Source organism: Ancylobacter defluvii, from assembly GCF_018390605.1.
Classification (GTDB): Bacteria; Pseudomonadota; Alphaproteobacteria; order Rhizobiales; family Xanthobacteraceae; genus Ancylobacter; species Ancylobacter defluvii.
This window is the reverse complement of record NZ_JAHBGD010000002.1, coordinates 310,815-328,301: the sequence shown is the minus strand read 5'-3', so window position 1 is coordinate 328,301 and position 17,487 is coordinate 310,815. Positions and strand designations below refer to the sequence as shown.

Annotated in this window: 16 protein-coding genes; 11 read left to right on the top strand and 5 right to left on the bottom strand. The window is 65.6% G+C overall.

Annotation, left to right across the window (positions count from 1 at the left end):
- Positions 1-11: 11 nt before the first annotated feature.
- From KHC24_RS01540 to KHC24_RS01530, 3 genes are read left to right on the top strand one after another with little or no spacing between them, the layout of a single operon-like run.
- Positions 12-1,292, top strand: a complete 1,281-nt coding sequence (locus tag KHC24_RS01540) for an allantoate amidohydrolase (RefSeq protein WP_213358703.1) — start codon at positions 12-14, stop codon at positions 1,290-1,292.
- Positions 1,289-2,527 (top strand): ArgE/DapE family deacylase, encoded by a 1,239-nt coding sequence (locus KHC24_RS01535; RefSeq protein WP_213358701.1) that lies wholly within the window; start codon positions 1,289-1,291, stop codon positions 2,525-2,527. Before KHC24_RS01540 ends, KHC24_RS01535 begins: the two co-directional genes overlap by 4 nt.
- Positions 2,528-2,539: 12 nt before the next feature.
- Positions 2,540-3,310: a bestrophin-like domain gene (locus tag KHC24_RS01530; protein WP_246545983.1), complete on the top strand. Its 771-nt coding sequence runs from the start codon at positions 2,540-2,542 to the stop codon at positions 3,308-3,310.
- A 54-nt stretch (positions 3,311-3,364) separates the two neighbouring features.
- Here KHC24_RS01530 and rimO read toward each other — a convergent pair whose 3' ends face one another.
- From rimO to KHC24_RS01515, 3 genes are all read right to left on the bottom strand, one after another.
- Positions 3,365-4,723 carry a 30S ribosomal protein S12 methylthiotransferase RimO gene (rimO, locus tag KHC24_RS01525; RefSeq protein ID WP_213358699.1) on the bottom strand — a complete coding sequence of 453 codons (1,359 nt, stop codon included), beginning with the start codon at positions 4,721-4,723 and terminating at the stop codon, positions 3,365-3,367.
- Positions 4,724-4,865: 142 nt separating this feature from the next.
- Entirely contained in the window at positions 4,866-5,192 is a 327-nt protein-coding gene (hmuQ, locus tag KHC24_RS01520; RefSeq protein WP_213358697.1) for a heme-degrading protein HmuQ, read from the bottom strand.
- Positions 5,193-5,267: 75 nt separating this feature from the next.
- The gene (locus KHC24_RS01515) at positions 5,268-7,418 is read right to left on the bottom strand and encodes a TonB-dependent receptor domain-containing protein (protein ID WP_246545982.1); all 2,151 of its coding nucleotides are present in this window, start codon (positions 7,416-7,418) and stop codon (positions 5,268-5,270) included.
- 246 nt (positions 7,419-7,664) lie between these two features.
- On the opposite strand from KHC24_RS01515, the gene KHC24_RS01510 reads away from it, so the two are divergent.
- The 3 genes from KHC24_RS01510 to KHC24_RS01500 are packed head-to-tail and all read left to right on the top strand — an operon-like array spanning position 7,665 to position 10,570.
- Positions 7,665-8,630, top strand: a complete 966-nt coding sequence (locus KHC24_RS01510) for a heme/hemin ABC transporter substrate-binding protein (RefSeq protein WP_246545981.1) — start codon at positions 7,665-7,667, stop codon at positions 8,628-8,630.
- A 17-nt stretch (positions 8,631-8,647) separates the two neighbouring features.
- Positions 8,648-9,724 carry a FecCD family ABC transporter permease gene (locus KHC24_RS01505; protein WP_213358869.1) on the top strand — a complete coding sequence of 359 codons (1,077 nt, stop codon included), beginning with the start codon at positions 8,648-8,650 and terminating at the stop codon, positions 9,722-9,724.
- Positions 9,725-9,730: 6 nt separating this feature from the next.
- A complete protein-coding gene (locus KHC24_RS01500; RefSeq protein WP_213358696.1) occupies positions 9,731-10,570 on the top strand; it encodes a heme ABC transporter ATP-binding protein in 840 nt (279 codons plus the stop codon).
- Positions 10,571-10,581: 11 nt separating this feature from the next.
- On the opposite strand, the gene KHC24_RS01495 is transcribed toward KHC24_RS01500, so the two are convergent.
- Complete coding sequence (locus KHC24_RS01495; protein ID WP_213358694.1) at positions 10,582-11,151, bottom strand: hypothetical protein; 570 nt, start codon at positions 11,149-11,151, stop codon at positions 10,582-10,584.
- Between the two features lie 524 nt (positions 11,152-11,675).
- On the opposite strand from KHC24_RS01495, the gene KHC24_RS01490 reads away from it, so the two are divergent.
- Complete coding sequence (locus KHC24_RS01490) at positions 11,676-11,945, top strand: hypothetical protein (protein WP_213358692.1); 270 nt, start codon at positions 11,676-11,678, stop codon at positions 11,943-11,945.
- Positions 11,946-12,113: 168 nt separating this feature from the next.
- The gene (locus KHC24_RS01485; protein WP_213358690.1) at positions 12,114-12,857 is read left to right on the top strand and encodes an alpha/beta hydrolase family protein; all 744 of its coding nucleotides are present in this window, start codon (positions 12,114-12,116) and stop codon (positions 12,855-12,857) included.
- A 195-nt stretch (positions 12,858-13,052) separates the two neighbouring features.
- Here the strand turns inward: KHC24_RS01485 and KHC24_RS01480 are convergent, their stop codons facing one another.
- Positions 13,053-13,829 (bottom strand): DeoR/GlpR family DNA-binding transcription regulator, encoded by a 777-nt coding sequence (locus KHC24_RS01480; protein ID WP_213358688.1) that lies wholly within the window; start codon positions 13,827-13,829, stop codon positions 13,053-13,055.
- Positions 13,830-14,389: 560 nt separating this feature from the next.
- Between KHC24_RS01480 and KHC24_RS01475 the strand changes: the two genes are divergently transcribed.
- Genes KHC24_RS01475 through KHC24_RS01465 form a run of 3 tightly spaced genes read left to right on the top strand, consistent with a single transcriptional unit; the run spans position 14,390 to position 17,410 of the window.
- Positions 14,390-14,938, top strand: coding sequence for a TRAP transporter small permease subunit (locus KHC24_RS01475; protein WP_271180588.1), 549 nt, complete (start codon positions 14,390-14,392; stop codon positions 14,936-14,938).
- Positions 14,938-16,275 (top strand): TRAP transporter large permease, encoded by a 1,338-nt coding sequence (locus KHC24_RS01470; RefSeq protein ID WP_213358686.1) that lies wholly within the window; start codon positions 14,938-14,940, stop codon positions 16,273-16,275. The genes KHC24_RS01475 and KHC24_RS01470 overlap by 1 nt, the downstream gene beginning before the upstream one ends.
- Positions 16,276-16,315: 40 nt before the next feature.
- Positions 16,316-17,410, top strand: coding sequence for a twin-arginine translocation signal domain-containing protein (locus KHC24_RS01465; RefSeq protein WP_213358684.1), 1,095 nt, complete (start codon positions 16,316-16,318; stop codon positions 17,408-17,410).
- The last annotated feature ends 77 nt before the right edge of the window (positions 17,411-17,487 follow it).

The window sequence follows — 17,487 nt, the reverse complement described above, 5'->3', positions numbered from 1 at the left end:
GCGACGCGCAGATGAGAATACCGGTGGACATTGCCGCGACAGGCGAACGGGCGGCGGCGATGCTCGAGGCGCTCGGCGCCATCTCGCAGTCCAGCGACAACCTCACCCGCTTTTTCCTGACGCCGGAACACCGCCGCGCCGCCGATCTGGTCGGCGATTTCATGCGCGCCGCCGGGCTCGACGTCTCCGAGGACGCGCTCGGCACGGTGCGCGGCCACTGGCAGCCAGCCGGCCCCGACGCGCCGCGGCTGCTGATCGGCTCGCATATCGATACCGTCGCCAATGCCGGGAAATATGACGGCACCATGGGGGTGGTCGTCGCCCTGCTGGCGCTGGAGGCGGTGGTGAAGGCGGGGCTGAAGCGGCCCTACGGCATCGACGTGCTGGCCTTCGGCGACGAGGAAGGCACGCGCTTCCCGACCACGCTGTCCACCTCCGCCGCCGCGGCCGGGCATTTCCTGCCTTCCTGGCTCGGCGCGCGCGACGCCGACGGCCTCTCGCTCGACGAGGCCATCCGCGCCTATGGCAAGGACCCTGCCGCGATCCCGGCGGCCGCCTACGACCCCGACAAGGTCATCGCCTATGTCGAGGCCCATATCGAGCAGGGGCCGGTGCTGGAGGCCGAGGGCGAGCCGCTCGGCATCGTTTCCGCCATTGCCGGCGCCTCGCGGCTGTCGATCACCGTCACCGGGGAGGCCGGCCACGCTGGCACCGTGCCGATGCGGATGCGCCGTGACGCCTTCGCCGGCGCCGCAGAAATGGCGCTGGTGGCCGAGAAGATCGCCCGCGCCGACCGCCACGGCATGGTGGCGACGGTGGGGCGCCTGCATGTCGAGCCCGGCTCGGTCAATGTGATTCCCTCGCGCGTTGTCTTCACCCTCGACCTGCGCTCCGGCTCCGACATCTCCCGCCGCGAGGCGCTAACCGAGTTCGAGCGTGAGGCGCACCGCATCGCCGATGCGCGCGGGTTGGGGGTGGTGATCTCCGCCTTCCACGAGGTCGGCACCGTGCCATGCTACCGCGACCTGCAGCTGCGGTTGCGCAACGCCGTCGCCGATCTCGGCCATCGCGCGCCGACGCTGCCATCCGGCGCCGGCCATGACGGACAGGCCATGTCGCGCCTGTGCCCGATCGGCATGCTGTTCGTGCGCTGCCGCGGCGGTATCAGCCATAATCCAGCGGAATATGCGGCGCGTGAGGACATCGGGCTTGCGGTGGCGGCGCTGGTGCGTTTCATCGAGCGGTTCGAGCTGCCGCAACTGACCGGCAGCGTCCAGGGAGCAGAGCAGTGAGCCAAGTCGAAGCGGGCGTCGCAGGTCACGACGGAGAGCGGCTCGAACGCGAAGTGGCGTTCCTGAAGGCGGTGGTCCGCGTGCCGAGCGACAATCCGCCCGGCGACTGCGCAGCGCATGCCGAGGTGACCGGGCAATTGCTGGAGGAACTCGGCTTCGTGGTGGAACGCCACCCGGTGCCGGAACCTTTCGTGAAGACCTACGGCATGAAGTCGGTGGTCAACCTGGTGGTGCGCGAGCGCTTCGGCGATGCCAAGGGGCCGGTGATCGCCCTCAACGCCCATGGCGACGTGGTACCGCCCGGCGAGGGCTGGACCTTCGATCCCTATGGCGCGGAAGAGAAGGGCGGCGCGATCTATGGCCGCGGCGCGGCGGTGTCGAAGTCGGACTTCGCCACCTACGCCTTCGCGCTGCTGGCGCTGAAGCAGCGGCCCGAGGGGCTCGACGGCACCGTCGAGCTGCATTTCACGTATGACGAGGAGGCCGGCGGCTTCGTCGGGCCGAAATGGCTGCTGGAGCACGGGCTTTCCAAGCCGGACTACGCGCTGTCGGCCGGCTTCTCCTATGCCGTCGTCGTGGCGCATAACGGCGCGCTGCACCTTGAGATCGTGGTGCGCGGCAAGCAGGCGCATGCAGCGATGCCGGAGACCGGCGCCGACGCGCTGGAGGCGACCACCGCCATCCTCACCGCCATCTATGCCGAGCGCAAGCGGCTCTACGGCATCACCAGCCCGACGCCGGGCATCGGCTCGCCGAAGATCACCGTCGGCCTGATCTCCGGCGGCATCAACACCAATGTAGTGCCGGACCGCATCTCCCTGCGCGTCGATCGCCGCCTGACGCCGGAGGAGGATGGCGAGGCGGTCGAGGCCGCGCTCACCGCGCTGGTGGAGAAGGCGGTGGAGGGCTGGGACGGCATCGACATCGAGTGTCGCCGCATCATCCTCGCCGAGCCGCTGCGCACGCTGCCGGGCACCGAGAAGCTGGTGGAGACCCTCCAGAAGCATGCTGCCGACGTGCTGGGCGAGGTGCCGCCGGCCACCGCCGTGCCGCTCTATACCGATGCCCGCCACTACACCGCTGCCGGGGTGCCGACCGTGCTCTATGGCGCCGGGCCGCGCTCGATCCTCGAGGCCAATGCCCATGCCGCCGACGAGCATGTGCGCATCTCCGACCTCGACAAGGCGACGCGGATCGTAGAGGGCGCGCTGCGGGACCTTTTGAAGGCCGGGTGATCGGAGCGTCGGATGATCACGCTCTTCGTGAACATGTTCATCAACGACTATTTCCCACTCTTCGTCGCGGCCGTCGGACTTGTTCCGCTGCTTACCGGCTGCCTCTGCTACTGGTGGGCGATGCGCCCGAAGCTGGTCGCGACCTTCCATCCACGCGACCTGCAAACCTCCTATCTCGGGGCGCTGACGCTGCCTTTCGCGCTGTTCCTCGCCTTCATGGTCAGCGACATCTGGAACCGCGAGACGCGCTACGCCCAGACCGTGCTGCAAGAGGTGCAGCGGCTCGACGCCATGCTCGACATCGCCAAGGTGTGCGGGCCTACCTGCGCGCCGGTCGACGATGCGGTCGGGGTCTACGCCCGTGCGCTGTCGAAATATGAATGGGACGAGGGCTGGGTCTACCCGGACACACAGGTTTCCAGGAGCTTTGACGGGGTGGTCGCGGCCGTCGCGGCCGCCGAGGCGGACACGACGGTGGCAGCCCACATGCGCAGCGCCCTGCTGAACGGGCAGATCGAGCTGCGGCGCCTGCGCACCGACCGCTATTTCATCCTGCATGCCGATCTCGCGCCGCATCGCTGGATCGTGGTGCTGCTGCTCGGGGTGCTGTCGCAGATCGGGCTGGCGGCGCTGCATGTCGGCAAGAAGCCGCAGCTCGTCCTTGGTCTGGCGACCTTCTCTGTCGCCTTCTCGGTAACGCTCGCCTACACCATCGCGCTCGCCTGGCCGACCGTCGACGAGAGCATCATCCCCTCCGAGGAGCTGCGGCGGATCCTCGAATGAAAACGGCCGGGTCGCGATGCCCGGCCGTCGGTCTGCTTGCTTGCCTGGAGTGGTTCAGAAACCCACCGCCGTGCCGTGCAGGTCGTAGGCGTCGGCGCGCTCGATCTTCACCGTGGCGATCTCGCCGACGCGCAGCGGGCGGCGCGAGGCGACATGCACGACGCCGTCAATCTCCGGCGCATCCGCCTTGGAGCGGCCGATCGCCACCGTCAGGCCGACGGAATCGATGATCACCTGCTGGCGGGTGCCGACCTTGCGCTTCAGGCGGCGGGCGGAGACGCGCTGCTGCACCTCCATGAAGCGGTTCCAGCGTTCCTGCTTCACCTCGTCCGGGACGGCGACGCCGAGGTCGTTGGCCGGGGCGCCGGCGACCGGCTCATATTTGAAGCAGCCGACGCGATCGAGCTCGGCCTCCTCCAGGAAGGCGACCAGTTCCTCGAACTCCGCCTCGGTCTCGCCGGGGAAGCCGACGATGAAGGTGGAGCGCAGGGTGAGGTCCGGGCAGGCGGCACGCCAGGCCTGGACGCGCGCCAGCGTCTTCTCCTGCGCCGCCGGGCGCTTCATGCGCTTCAGCACCGTCGGGGAGGCGTGCTGGAAGGGAATGTCGAGATAGGGAAGGATCACCCCGTCGGCCATCAGGCCGATCACCTCGTCGACATGCGGGTAGGGATAGACATAGTGCATGCGCACCCAGGCGCCGAGCGAACCCAGCTCGCGCGACAGGTCGAGGAAGCGGGCGCGGACCTGCCGGTCCTTCCATTGGCTCTCGGCATATTTCAGATCGACGCCATAGGCCGAGGTGTCCTGCGAGATGACGAGGAGTTCCTTCACCCCGGCATTCACCAGCTTCTCGGCCTCGCGCAGCACCTCGGAAGCCGGGCGGCTGACCAGATCGCCGCGCAGCTTGGGGATGATGCAGAAGGTACAACGATTGTTGCAACCCTCGGAAATCTTTAGATAAGCGTAGTGGCGCGGGGTGAGCTTCACCCCCTGCGGCGGCACCAGATCCAGGAACGGATCGTGCCGCGGCGGCACCGCGGCATGCACCGCGTTGACCACGCTCTCATATTGCTGCGGGCCGGTGACGGCCAGCACGCCGGGATGCACGTTGCGGATCTGCTCGGGCTCGGCACCCATGCAGCCGGTGACGATGACCTTGCCGTTCTCCTTCAGCGCGTCGCCGATGGCGGCGAGGCTTTCCGCCTTGGCGCTGTCGAGGAAACCGCAGGTGTTGACGATGACGAGATCGGCGCCCTCATGCTGGCGCGAGAGCTCGTAGCCCTCGGCGCGCAGCCGGGTGACGATGCGTTCGGAATCGACGAGCGCCTTGGGGCAGCCCAGCGAGACGAAAGAGATGCGGGGCGCCTCGCCGGCGGTGCTGTGCGAGGCGTCGAGCGACGCGTGGTCGGCCATGGATGTCGGGCTCAGGTTCGAAACCAAGCGCGAGCCGTTAATCGAGGTGGGGTCCGCCGTCAACTCACGAAGACGCCGGGCCGCCGCGCGCACGGCGCAGGACAACCCGGCGTTAAGGTGGTCAGACGGTCAGTCCGGGCCGTCAGGCGGCCTTCTCGGTGCTGCCGAGATCGATGGCTTCGAACAGTTCGACCTCGGGATGGCCGAGATAGAGCGGCTTGTTGCCGCCGGCATTCCGGTGCGCGGCGCGGAAGGCTTCCGACTTGGTCCAGGCCTCGAAATCGGCGCGGCTGCCCCAGATGGTGTGCGAGGCATAGAGCGTGTGGTCGTCGCGCAGCGGGCCGCGCAGCAGCTCGAACTGCTTGAAGCCGGGCACGGTGGACAGGTGGCTGTCGCGCTCGCGCCAGACGCGCTCGAACTCGGCTTCCGAGCCGAGCTGCACCTTGAAGCGGTTCATCGCGATGAACATGGAGAGTCCCTCATTGGTCCGAATGGGTGATGCCGGACGATAGCGCCCGGCATCGGGAGATGGAAACCGTCGCGCTCAGAAATGCGCGCGCAGGCTCATCAGCACGGTGCGGCCCTGGCCGGTGTTACCGGTGAAGCCGGTCGGATTGACCGACAGCGCCGGAGTGTAATCCTCGTCGAGCAGGTTGGTGGCATCGACGCGGAAGATCAGCTTGTCGTTGATCTGGTAGCTGCCGAACAGGTCGAACAGATTGTAGCTCGGCGAGGGCTCCGACTGGATTACGCTGGCTGTGAACGTCGGGTTGAAGCCGATCAGCGTCGATTGCGAGTAGAAGGAATAGCGGCCGCCGATGGTCAGCTTCTCGTCGAGGAAGCGCAGGCCTGCGGTCATCGAGAAGATATTGTCCGGCACATATTGGTTGGTGCCGAAGCCCTGGGTCTGCGGCGGCAGGTCGTTGTCGTTGTGGGTGTAGCTCGCCGAGGCGAAGAAGGTGCGCGCATCGTAGCTGGCCTCCAACTCGACGCCGCTGACCGTCGAGGTGCCTTCGACATTGCTGAAGTAGGTCTGGGTGCCACGACCGCCAAGTGTGGTGACGATGTAGTCCGAAATGTCGTTGTAGAAGTAGTCGGCTTTCAGGCGGAACTGGTCGTTGGCGGTGAACAAGCCATCCTTGCGGATGTTGACGCCGAACTCCCAGCCCTTCGAGATTTCCGGTTGCAGGTAGGGGTTGGCCGAGTAGTTGCCGGTGCCGCCTGGATGCTCGCCGCCGACCATGGTCTCGCTCGCGGTAGGCGCGCGCATGGTCTCGGCATAGGTCACATAAGGCTGCAGCCAGTCGTAGGGGTTGATGGCCAGAGTGAACTTCGGATCGAAGCGGCCGTCATTCTGGTCTACATCCCAAGGACCAACTGGCACCGCGCCACCGACGGCGGTCTCCACGCCGGAGCCATCCAGCGTATAGAAGTCGTAACGCAGGCCGAGGATGAAATCGAAGATGTTGTAGCTGAAGGTGGTCTCGGAGAAGACGCCGCCGACGCTGCTTTCACCTGCCGGATTGACGCCACCATACAGCGAGGGATTTACGCTGTTGGATGTGCTGACATCGTCGTAGAAATACTCGAAGCCGTTGATGGTCGAGACCGCAACCTCGCCCCACATGAAGTTCGAGGTGTTGGAGGTGTCGAAGCCCCAGCCATTGTCCTCGATGACGCGGCCACGCGAGCTCGACGTCGTGCGCGGCGTGTTGAGGTAGGTCATCGTCAGGTCGTTGTAATAGGCGTTGAGCCGGAAATCGATCAGTTCGCTGTCCGGGTCGTAGTGGTACTTCGCCGTGAAGGTGTTGTTGGTGATCTGCTGGTCGGCGGAGTTGGCGTAAAAGAAGTTGTTGTAGAACACCGCGCCGAGCTTCAGCGTCGAGTCGTCGGTGAGCTTGATGTCGCTCTTGAGCAGGCCGGAGGAGAGGTTCTGCCACGTATAGGGCACCATCTGGCCGGCGCCGTTCTCATAGTTCGACGGGCTGGAATTGGCGATGGCGCCCGCCACCGAGACGCGGTCGTTCAGCTTGGCGGCGCCGGCGAACATTTCCTGCCAGCCCTGGCCGTTGCTGCCCCAGGTCAGGTTGCCGATGGCGCCCCAGTTGTTGCCGGGCTTGATGATGTCGTCGACGCCGAGCGTGCGCATGTCCGCCGCACCGGCCAGCGCGCCGGCACCGCCGGCGGTGGAGACGGCGCCGCGGGCGATGTCGACGCCGGCCAGCAACTGCTCGTCGACATAGGCGAAGCCGCTCGCCTCATGGCCGACGAAGCGGAAATTCTGCCGCACGCCGTCGATCATCATGTTGACGCGGCCGAAGCCCTGGAAGCCGCGGATATTGATCGCAACGCCGGGATTTGAGGTGCTCTGCTCGGTGAAGGTGCCGGGCACGGTGCGCAGCACCGTGTCGAGGCGGCTCGACTGGTTCAGATTGTTCAGCATGTTGACGGTGCTCACCGCCGAAGGGGTGGAGTAGGGATCGCTCACCAGCCGCCCGTCGGCCCCCTGCACTGTAACCACCGGCAGCGTCTCGGCCTCGGCAACGGCGGGCGCAGCGGTCGCGGCGGTGGAGGCCGCCTGCTGCGCCAGTGCCGGCGTGGCGACGACGAGCGCCGCCATCGAAATGCCCAGCAAGGCGGAGTGGTGGGAGAGCGGGCGGCGGCTGGCGCCGGCGCGCGGGAAAGTCGCGGCCATGATCATCCTCGATGCGTAAGCCGCGAGGCCGGAGAGCTGTCAGTTCCGACAGCCGACTCCGCCTCGCATCTGCGTCACATCGGTCATATTTTCAGGTAAATATCGGAGTCAACAAAGTTTAGTTGCACTTTATAATAATTACATTTAAGGAATGTAGCCTCGTATTCGCTCCATCAATCTTTCGAAAATGAATTGAATCAACGCGATCATTGGTTCACATAGGCGCCATCACTGAGAGGTATCGCCATGGCCAATACGATTTATAATAGTTTAAAACTCGTGTTTCTGCTGTGCGTGACCATTTTACCACATGAATACATCCGTGCTGCCGAGGTTGCGCCGGTGGAAATGGTCGACAGCGCCGGCCGGCACATTGCGGTGAAGGACACCAGCCGCGTGGTCGCCATCGGTGGGTCGATCACCGAGATTCTCTATGCGCTCGGGCTTGAGGATCGCATCGTCGCGGTCGACACCACGAGCGTGTTCCCGCCGCAGGCGCTGAAGGACAAGCCGGATGTCGGCTATATGCGCGCGCTCTCGGCCGAGGGCGTGTTGGCGCTGGGCCCCAGCCTGGTGCTGGCGATGGAGGGCTCCGGGCCGCCTACCACCATCAATGTGCTGCAGCAGGCCTCGGTGCCGTTCGTCTCGGTGCCGGAGGGGCATGACGCCGCCGGCGTCGTCGCCAAGATCCGTTTCGTCGCACACGCCATGGGCGTGGACGAGAAGGGCGACGCGCTCGCCCGCGCCGTGGCCGAGGATTTCGCGGCGCTGGCGGCGATGCGCGAGCGCATCGAGCAGCCGCGTGGCGCGCTGTTCGTGATGTCGATGGGCGGCGGCTCGCCCATGGTGGGCGGGCAGGGCACCGGCGCCGATGCCGCCTTCAAGCTCGCCGGCGTCACCAATGTGATGAGCGCCATTACCGGCTACAAGCCGGCGGTGGGGGAGGCGGTGCTGGCCGTCGAGCCCTACGCCATCGTCAAGATGGGCCGCGGCGGGAGCGCCGATGACGCCATCCTCCAGCTGCCGGCCTTCGCGATGACGCCGGCGGCGCGCGACAAGCGGCTCATTCCCATTGATGGCGCCTATCTGCTCGGTTTCGGTCCGCGTACCCCGCAGGCGGCACGCGATCTCGCTGCGGCGATCTACCCGGAGCTCGATCTGCCGAAACTGCCCGAGCGGCCGTGGACGAAAGCGCAGGGGGCTGCGCCGTGAGCGCCGAGGCCATCATCATGGAAGCAGGGGCGGGGCCGACCGCGCGCGAGCGGCGGGCACGGCTGGGGCTGCTCGCCTGCGCGGCGCTCGCCTTCGCTGCGGCGCTCGCCTCACTGGCGATTGGCCCGGTCACCATCCCGGTCGAGCATGTGCTGACCATCCTCTGGCGGGCCGTCGGCGGCAGCGTGGCGGGCCCGGAGATCGGTTTGCGCGAGAGCGTCGTGGTGCTCGACATCCGGCTGCCGCGCACGCTGCTCGGGCTGATGGTCGGCGCGGCGACGGCGACCGCGGGAGCTATGATGCAAGGCATCTTCCGCAATCCGCTCGCCGATCCCGGGTTGATCGGCGTGTCGAGCGGGGCGGCGCTGGCAGCGGTGCTTTGGATCGTGCTCGCCGCGCCGCTGGCGGCGGCGCTGCCGGCGGCGATCGGCGAATTCGGCCTGCCGGCTTCCGCCTTTGCCGGGGCGCTGATGGTAACGATGGTGCTGCACGTGGTGGCGACCCGCGACGGCCGCACCTCGGTGGCGACGCTGCTGTTCGCCGGCATCGCCTTCGGCGCGATGGCGGGAGCGGGCACCGGCATTCTGGTGTTCATGGCGTCCGACCAGCAGTTGCGCGACCTGACCTTCTGGACCATGGGCAGCCTCGGCGGAGCCACCTGGGCGAAGATTGCGGCGGCGGCGCCCTTCGTGCTGGTGCTGCTCGCCCTGGCGCCGCTATTGGCGCGGGCGTTCGACGCGCTGGCGCTGGGCGAGGCCGCCGCCTTCCATGTCGGCATCGACGTCGAGCGGGCGAAACGTCTCGCCATCGCCGGCGTCGCGGCCGGAGCGGGGGCCGCCGTGGCCGCCGCGGGAGTGATCGGCTTCGTCGGGCTGGTGGTGCCGCATTTGCTGCGGCTGCTCATCGGGCCGGGGCACCGGCTGCTGCTGCCGGCCTCGGCGCTTGCCGGCGGGGCGCTGCTGCTGGGCGCCGATCTGGTGGCGCGCACCATCGCCGCGCCGGCGGAACTGCCGCTCGGCATCGTCACCGCCGCCATCGGCGCGCCGTTCTTCCTGTGGCTGCTACTGCGCCGCCGTGCCGAACTGTTCGGGTGACGTCCCATGTATGAAGCGAAAGACATCGACTACGCGGTCTCCGGCCGGCTCCTGCTCGACGGCGCCGACCTCGCGGTACGGCCCGGCCGGGTGACGGCGCTGATCGGCCCCAATGGCGCCGGCAAGTCGACGCTGCTGAAGGTGCTGTCCGGCGAGCTTCGTCCCAGGCGGGGCAGGGTGCTGGTCGACGGCCGCGACATCGCCGCGCTCGGCCCCGCCCGGCTGGCGCAGCGGCGGGCGGTGCTGCCGCAGGACGTGCAGGTGGCGTTTCCCTTCACCGTCGCCGAGGTGGCGGCAATCGGTCTGCCGTCGGGCGAACGGGCGCCGTCCCGCATTGCCGAGGCGCTGGCGCGGGTCGATCTCGCCGGGTTTCGCGACCGTCCCTATGCGGCGCTGTCCGGCGGCGAGCAGCAGCGGGTGCAGATCGCCCGCGCCCTCACCCAGCTGGCGGGCTGCGACGGGCCGGGCTATCTGCTGCTCGACGAGCCGACCTCCAGCCTCGACCTGTCGCACCAGTTGATGGTGGTCGATCTCGCCCGCCAGGTGGCGCGCGCCGGTGGCGGGGTGGCGGCGGTGCTGCACGACCTCAACCTCGCGGCGATGATCGCCGACGAGATCGTGGCGCTCAAGAACGGGCAGGTGGCCGCGCGCGGCGCGCCGGCCGAGGTGCTGACCGACGCCATCGTCGCCGATCTCTACGCGGTGACGGCGCGAATCGGCACGGCGCCGCCCTCCGGGCCGTTCCTGCTGCCGCAGGCGATGACGCGCCTGAGGGGCGGCCTCGCGAAAGCCGCCGAGGGAGGCGGGGGGCCTCCCTCGGCGGTGCATGAACCGACGCGCCAATAAGGCGCGGCGACTCACTTCAGCTTGTCGATATCGATGCCGAACGTGACGGCGCCGATCGCCTGCCCCTTGTCGGAAATGGTCACGCTGGCCTGGGCGATCTTCTTGCCGCCGTCCTCCTCGACCTTGTCGACGAAGATGGCGCCGGAACCCGCCGCATAGGTCTTCTGCCACTTGGCCTCGTCGGCCTGCCACATGTCGGACGTGCCGTCGGTCTGGCCGACATTGAGGCCGCGATCGTCCATGACGAAGGCCTCGGTGATGACGCCGCCGGAGGCTTCCTTCTTCTTGGTCAGGAACTCGGCCAGCTTGTTCTTCATGGTGCTGTCGCGCAGCGCCTGATCCTTGGCCTTCCACTTGTTGTCGAGTTCGTCGATGTCGGACTGCATGAGCTTGGCGTGCGCCTTGTTGGAGGCCGCGACGGCGGAGATGACGGCCTTGTCGCTGAGCCAGGGCTCGATGTTCTTTTTCACATAGGCCGTGACGGCCGCCGCATGGGACATCTCGTCCTGCGCGAGGGCAGGAGCGAAGCCGAGCAGGACCGTCGCCGCGGCCAGCGCGGCGATCTTCGTGCGGATAGACATTGGCGTTTCCTCTTTGAAGGGACGATCTTGCTGTCGTCCGATCGCAACGTAACATGAAGTAAAATTCAAAATACAGAGGATATTTCAGGTAAGATTGGCGATGTATATACGTTTATTCGGCGTCATATAAGTATGTTTATGTAATAATGGGCGTCACTTAATCATCGAGTTATGTCAGTATGTCTGTGATGAGTTTGTTCGGCCTGTCGTTCAACTCCGCACGAGCGTTGGAAATGGCCGGCGGTTAATTTCGCAGGTTGCTTTCACCACCCGTCGGCCGGCTTGTGCCCGAGGTCGGATGGACTGATCGCCCGCCTGGTATCCCAGATTCCATGTATTATGTTCTGTATTCTTCATGCCGAAGCGCGGCGGGCGTCGATCGCCGGATAAAAATCTGCCCGATCACCGAATGGTGTCGCGCCAATGATGCAAATTCGCGTTATACTTTAGGCAAAGGCGGTGGGCTGCAGCGGCTCCAGCCGGCCGACCAATAATAAGGGCCGCGCTTTGGGAGGATCAGCACCATGACGCTTACCGTAGCCGAGTTCCGACCCGACCCCATTCATGTCCATGTCGGCCGCGAGACGATCGAGGTCCGCTCGCTGGCTTGCGCGATCCATCTTCTGCGTTCGCTGCGCCATGACAGGCTCGGGCGCTACGCGGAAATGCTGCTCACTCAGCTTGAGCAGGCGCGGGAGCCCTCGCAGCAGGCTCATGCCTGGGCGGCGTTCCGCAGTTGGGCAATGGCCTGCGGACTACATGCCGGCGATGAGGGTCAATCGCACGCCGCCTGACGGTATCTGCCTTCGCCCGTACTCCTTCATGGATCAGGAAACGACACGCCGGGTTGGCGTGCCGCGATGACATTTCATGTCGGCGCGCCACGTCAGCGCACCGGTGGATGGTGTGCGCCGCAAAATCGCCGTTAGCCAGGCTTCATCCTGTCGGCTATCAGTCCGCGGATGAGCGGTTCCGCCGAGGGACCGGCAGGAGGCGCATTGTCGAGCGTAGGCGTGAGATTCAATGGCTTTGGTCTGGGTGCTCGGGCGGTGGCCGGTGCGCTGTGTGGTTGGCTTTGCCTGGCCGGGCCGGCAATTGCCCAGCAGTCTCCGCTCTGGTCGCCGTGGTCCAGCCAGCCTTCGCCGGCACGCCCGCCATTCGGGCCATCCCCGGCACCGCCCCCGCTTCAGCCTCCGCTGGTCCTGCTGCTGGATGGACTCGGCGTCTATGTCGAGAACGACTATGTCGGGGTTTCCGCCCTGTCGCGCCCGTTGCGGCAGCAGGGGTTCCGCACGCGGAGCGACACGCATTTCCTCAACAAGCAGGTGGGGGCGGTGCCGAATGTGGTCATCGGCCATTCGTTGGGCGGCTCGACCGCGCTGCGTTTCGCCGGCGACCTAGTGAGGCGAGGGAAACCCGCGCCGCTGGTGATCACCATCGACGCGGCGCCCGGATCGCCGTCCTGCCCGGTGGTCCGCTGCATCAACATTCATGGCCCGGGCTTCCCGGATGTGCGCGGTGCCCGCAACATCGACGCCTGGGCGGCGGGCGCCCGGTTCGTCGCCCATGCGCAACTGCCGACGCATCCGGCGGTAGAAGCGATGATCCTCGACCTCACTGCGACTTACATGACGCAGTGGTCGTCGGCGCAGGCGTCGCGGATGCCGGAGGCCGGCACCGCAGCGCCGCGGCCCAAGGGTGGATAATCGGCAGTCCCGATAGTCGTCGTCGCCGGTATGGGGCGAGCGGCCACTCATGCGCGGGAAACATTGGCCGAGTAGCTCAAGGCAGTGGTCTTGGCGTTCCGCCGCGGTGTCGTGCCTTGCCGCGGATATCACCGGGCAGGATCGGTTTTCCTTCAGCCATGCCGATGATCCGAAATGCTTCGGCCGGATGACGGATCAGGCGCTGGCGACGATCAGCTCAATGCCGGCAGCGGCGATCGCTCGTGCCATCGACTCGGTCGGGGCAAGGTCGGTCACCAGCGTGTCGATGCGGGCGAGGGGGGCGACCTCGAACACCGCGCGACGATCGAATTTGGAGTGATCGGCGAGCACGGTGACGCGGTCGGCGCGTTCGATCATCGCCTTGGCAACCTCGGCCTCCTGGACGTCGAAATCCATGACGCTGGCCTGGTCGATGGCGCCGATGGTGAGTACGGCATGGCGGGCGCGGAACTTGCCGATCTGCTCCAGGGCGAGCGGGCCGAGGCTCTCGCCGGCATCCACGCCATAGGCACCGCCGATAAGGAACACCTTGTGGCTGTGGCCGGCGGCCAGCGTCGCAGCGATGCGCGGCGAATTGGTGATCGTTACCAGCGCCTGGCTGGAGGCCAGCGCCTCGGCGAAGGCGATGGTGGTGCTGCCGGTGTCGATGAACAGTGAATCGTCGGGCTCGAACAACGGGGCGGCTGCGGCGGCGATGGCTTTCTTGGCCATCGCGTTCTGCGCCATGCGCTGGGCGAAGGGCCACTCGTTTTCCATCACCGCGGCAGGCACCGCGATGGTCTTGGCGCCGCCATGGAACCTCCGCAGGCGACCGTCGGTATCGAGCCGAGCGAGGTCACGGCGAACCGTTTCGCGGGAGACGTTGAGACGATCCGCCAGCGCCTCGACGGTCATTTCCCCGGAGTGGGCGAGCAGCGCAATGATCTCTTCAAAGCGCGAGGAAGGCTGCACGGTGTGTCCTCAACAGCATTCGCGGCAAAGCCACGACGGAAGGAATCGGTAAGTCAGTCCGCCTGAGCGGTCAATCATTGCGGGGCGGGGCGGATGGTTGCGCATCCGGGCTCTCGATGCCGCATCGTCATTCCACTCAGCACAGCATATGATGACCATATGGTCAAATACGCAAAGATAAATCGGTCATTCGGTCATATATGGATCTGATCGATTGCCCAAACGGTCAATAATGTCAAAAATCGGGCTTCCCTTCAGATGGAAACTCGGTACAGTGCGGAATATGCGAAGAAAGAAGGCATGCACAATGGTGGTGCATAGCCTGCGAGGGGAAGGCAGATGACCGGTTTCAGCAGGTGCATTGCGGGGTGCAGGCGCGCGAAATAGCCCGCGCCGGAGGGCTTTCCAGGCCCAGCCGTGCAGCTTCAAAGCATAGTCATCGTAAGCGCGCGGGCGTGACCCGATCGCGGGAGGGGTGCTGTGTGCCTGTGTCCGTGCCGCCTCGCGGCGGTGCGGCGGTTTCCCGGGCGGGATCTGCCCGGCGAGCAACGGAGCGATGTGTGACTTCGGAAGATGTGGTGAAGCGAAAGGGCGGTGGCGTCTGGGGTGTCATCGCCCGCTATGTGCGTGTGACCGACGCGATCTCCGATTATGTCGGCTACCTCGCGGCCTCGCTGGTGTTCTTCATGGGCGCGGCACTGATCTTCGATGCCATTACCCGCAACCTGATCAAGATGCCGGTGCACTGGGCGGTGGAGCTGACCCAGTTCCTGCTCGCGGCCTATTACTTCATGGGCGGGCCTTTCACGCTGAGGAATGGCGAGCATGTCCGCATGGATCTCTGGTATGCGACGCTCTCCGAGCGCGGCAAGGCCAAGATCGACCTCGCGACCATCGGCTGCCTGATCTTCTATCTCGGCGTAATGCTCGCCGGGTCGATCTCCAGCCTGCAATACGCCATCGCCACGAATGAGAAGCGCTTCTCGATCTGGAACCCCTCGGTGATCCCGATCAAGGCGCTGCTGACCGTCTGCCTCGTGCTGATGCTGATGCAGTCTTTCTCGCTCGTCTTCAAGCATATCGCCACGCTGCGCGGGGAGAAGCTCTGATGAGCTATGAGATGATCGCGCTCCTTATGTTCGCGTCGATGATCCTGGCGCTTCTCTCGGGGCAGCTCGTCTTCGCCGGCATCGGCTTTGTCGCGTCCGCTGCGGGCCTCCTGCTCTATGGTCCGGGCGCGATGGACCTGCCGTTCAACCAGGTCTTCAAGCTGTTCAACTGGTACGCGATGCTGACGCTGCCCATGTTCATCTACATGGGCTACATCCTGGCGGAGGCCGGGATCGCGGAGGATCTCTACAGAGCCCTGCATGTCTGGTTCGGCCGCTTCACCGGCGGTCTGGCCATTGGCACGATCTTCCTGATGGTCATCATCTCCGCCATGAACGGGCTTTCCGTGGCCGGCATGGCGATCGGCGCCACCATCGCGCTACCGGAAATGATCCGTCGCGGCTACGACAAGGTGCTGATTTCGGGCGTGGTGCAGGGCGGATCCTCGCTCGGCATCCTTATCCCGCCATCGGTCGTGCTGGTACTCTACGGCATGATCGCCCGCCAGCCGGTGTCGAAGCTGTGGTTCGCCGGCGTGTTCCCCGGCCTGCTCATGGCGGCGATGTTCATTCTCTACATCTATGTCCGTGTGAAGCTGAATCCCAAACTTGCGCCCGAGCTGACGGACGATGAACTGAACATGCCGCTTCGCGAGAAGTTGGCCCTGGCGCGGGCGGGCATCATTCCCTTCGCCATCTTTTTCTTCATGACCGGGCTTTTTGTCTTCGGCTACACGAGCCTCGTGGAAAGCTCGGCGGTTGGTGCCACCGCGGCTACACTTGCGGCCATTGCCAAGGGTCGGTTCAACTGGCCGGTGATCCGCGACACTTCGCTGAAGACGCTGAACGTCTCCTGCATGTTCATGTGGCTCATCCTCGCCGCGCTTGCCTTCGGCGCGATCTTCGACGGACTCGGCGCGGTGAAGGCGATCGAGTTCCTGTTCATCCGCCAGTGGGACCTCAATCCCTGGACCATCATCATCATGATGCAGCTCAGCTTCATCGTCATGGGGATGTTCCTCGACGATACCGCGATGCTGGTCATCGTGGCGCCGCTCTACATCCCGCTGGTGAAGGCGCTCGACCTCGGCTTCGACAACCAGCTGATCTGGTATGGCATTCTCTACACGATCACCTGCCAGATCGCCTACATCACCCCTCCATTCGGCTACAACCTGTTCCTCATGCGCTCGCTGGCGCCGAAGGAGATCACCCTCGTCGACATCTACAGGTCGATCTGGCCCTTCTCCGCGATCATGATGCTGACGATCATCATCCTGATGATATTCCCGCAGATCGCGCTGTGGCTTCCTGAGCAGATCAGGGTCAAAGGCTGATCAGTGCAGCAATAAAACCATCAAACCAGAGGAGAAGCAGATGACTGACGACGCAAAGAAGCAGAGTCCTTCGGATAAGATCCTTGCCACGCGCCGGAATTTCCTTGGAAAGGCAGGTCTCGGTGCGGGCGCCGCGCTCGTCAGCTCGACTGTCGCCGCGCCTTACGTGAATGCCCAGACCGGCCCGATCAAATGGCGTCTGCAGACCTATTCCGGGGCGCCGCTCGGCGCCCATGTCATCAAGCCGCAGATCGACGCGTTCAATGCGGCGGCCAATGGCGAGATGGTGATCGAGCTCTATTACGCCGACCAGCTGGTGCCAACCGCCGACCTGTTCCGTGCGCTGCAGGCCGGCACGCTCGATGCGGTGCAGTCGGACGAAGCGACCATGGCCTCGCCGGTCGATATCGCCGTGTTCGGTGGCTACTTCCCCTTTGCCACCCGCTACAGCCTCGATGTGCCGGCGCTGTTCCGCTATTACGGCCTCAAGGAGATCTGGGAAGAGGCCTATGCCGACGTTCCCAACGTCACCTGGCTGTCGACCGGCGCCTGGGACCCGCTGCACATCTTCACCGTCAACAAGCCGATCAAGAGCCTCGCGGACATGAACGGCCTGCGGGTGTTCGGCGTGCCGACCGCCGGCAAGTTCCTCTCGCGCTACGGCCTCGTGCCGGTGACGATCCCGTGGGACAATGTCGAGGTCGCCCTGCAGACCGGCGAACTCGACGGCGTCGCCTGGTGCGGTTTCACCGAAGCCTATGAGGTGGGTTGGGCGGACGTGTGCAACTACGCGCTGTCCAACTCCGTCACCGGCGCCTGGTTCGGCAGCTACTTCGCCAATTCGCCGAGCTGGGCGAAGGTGCCGCCGCATCTGAAGGAGCTGTTCCTGATGAGCATCGACCAGTCGCATTATTATCGCGACGTCTGGTACTGGGGTGGCGAGGCCAAGCTGCGCGTGGAAGGCGAGAAGATGGAGCTGACCGCGCTGCCGGCCGAGGACTGGAACAAGGTCGTGACCGATTCCAAGGGCTTCTGGGACGAGATCGCCGCTTCCAGCCCGCGTGCCGGACGGGTGGTGCAGGCGTTCAAGAAATACGACGAGACCATGCAGAAGGCCGGCTACCCTTATCGCTGAGCGATTTCGGGCAGACTCGCGCCCCACCCCGGAATCCGGGGTGGGGCTTTGACGACCGCCGCCCGGTGCGGCCGACA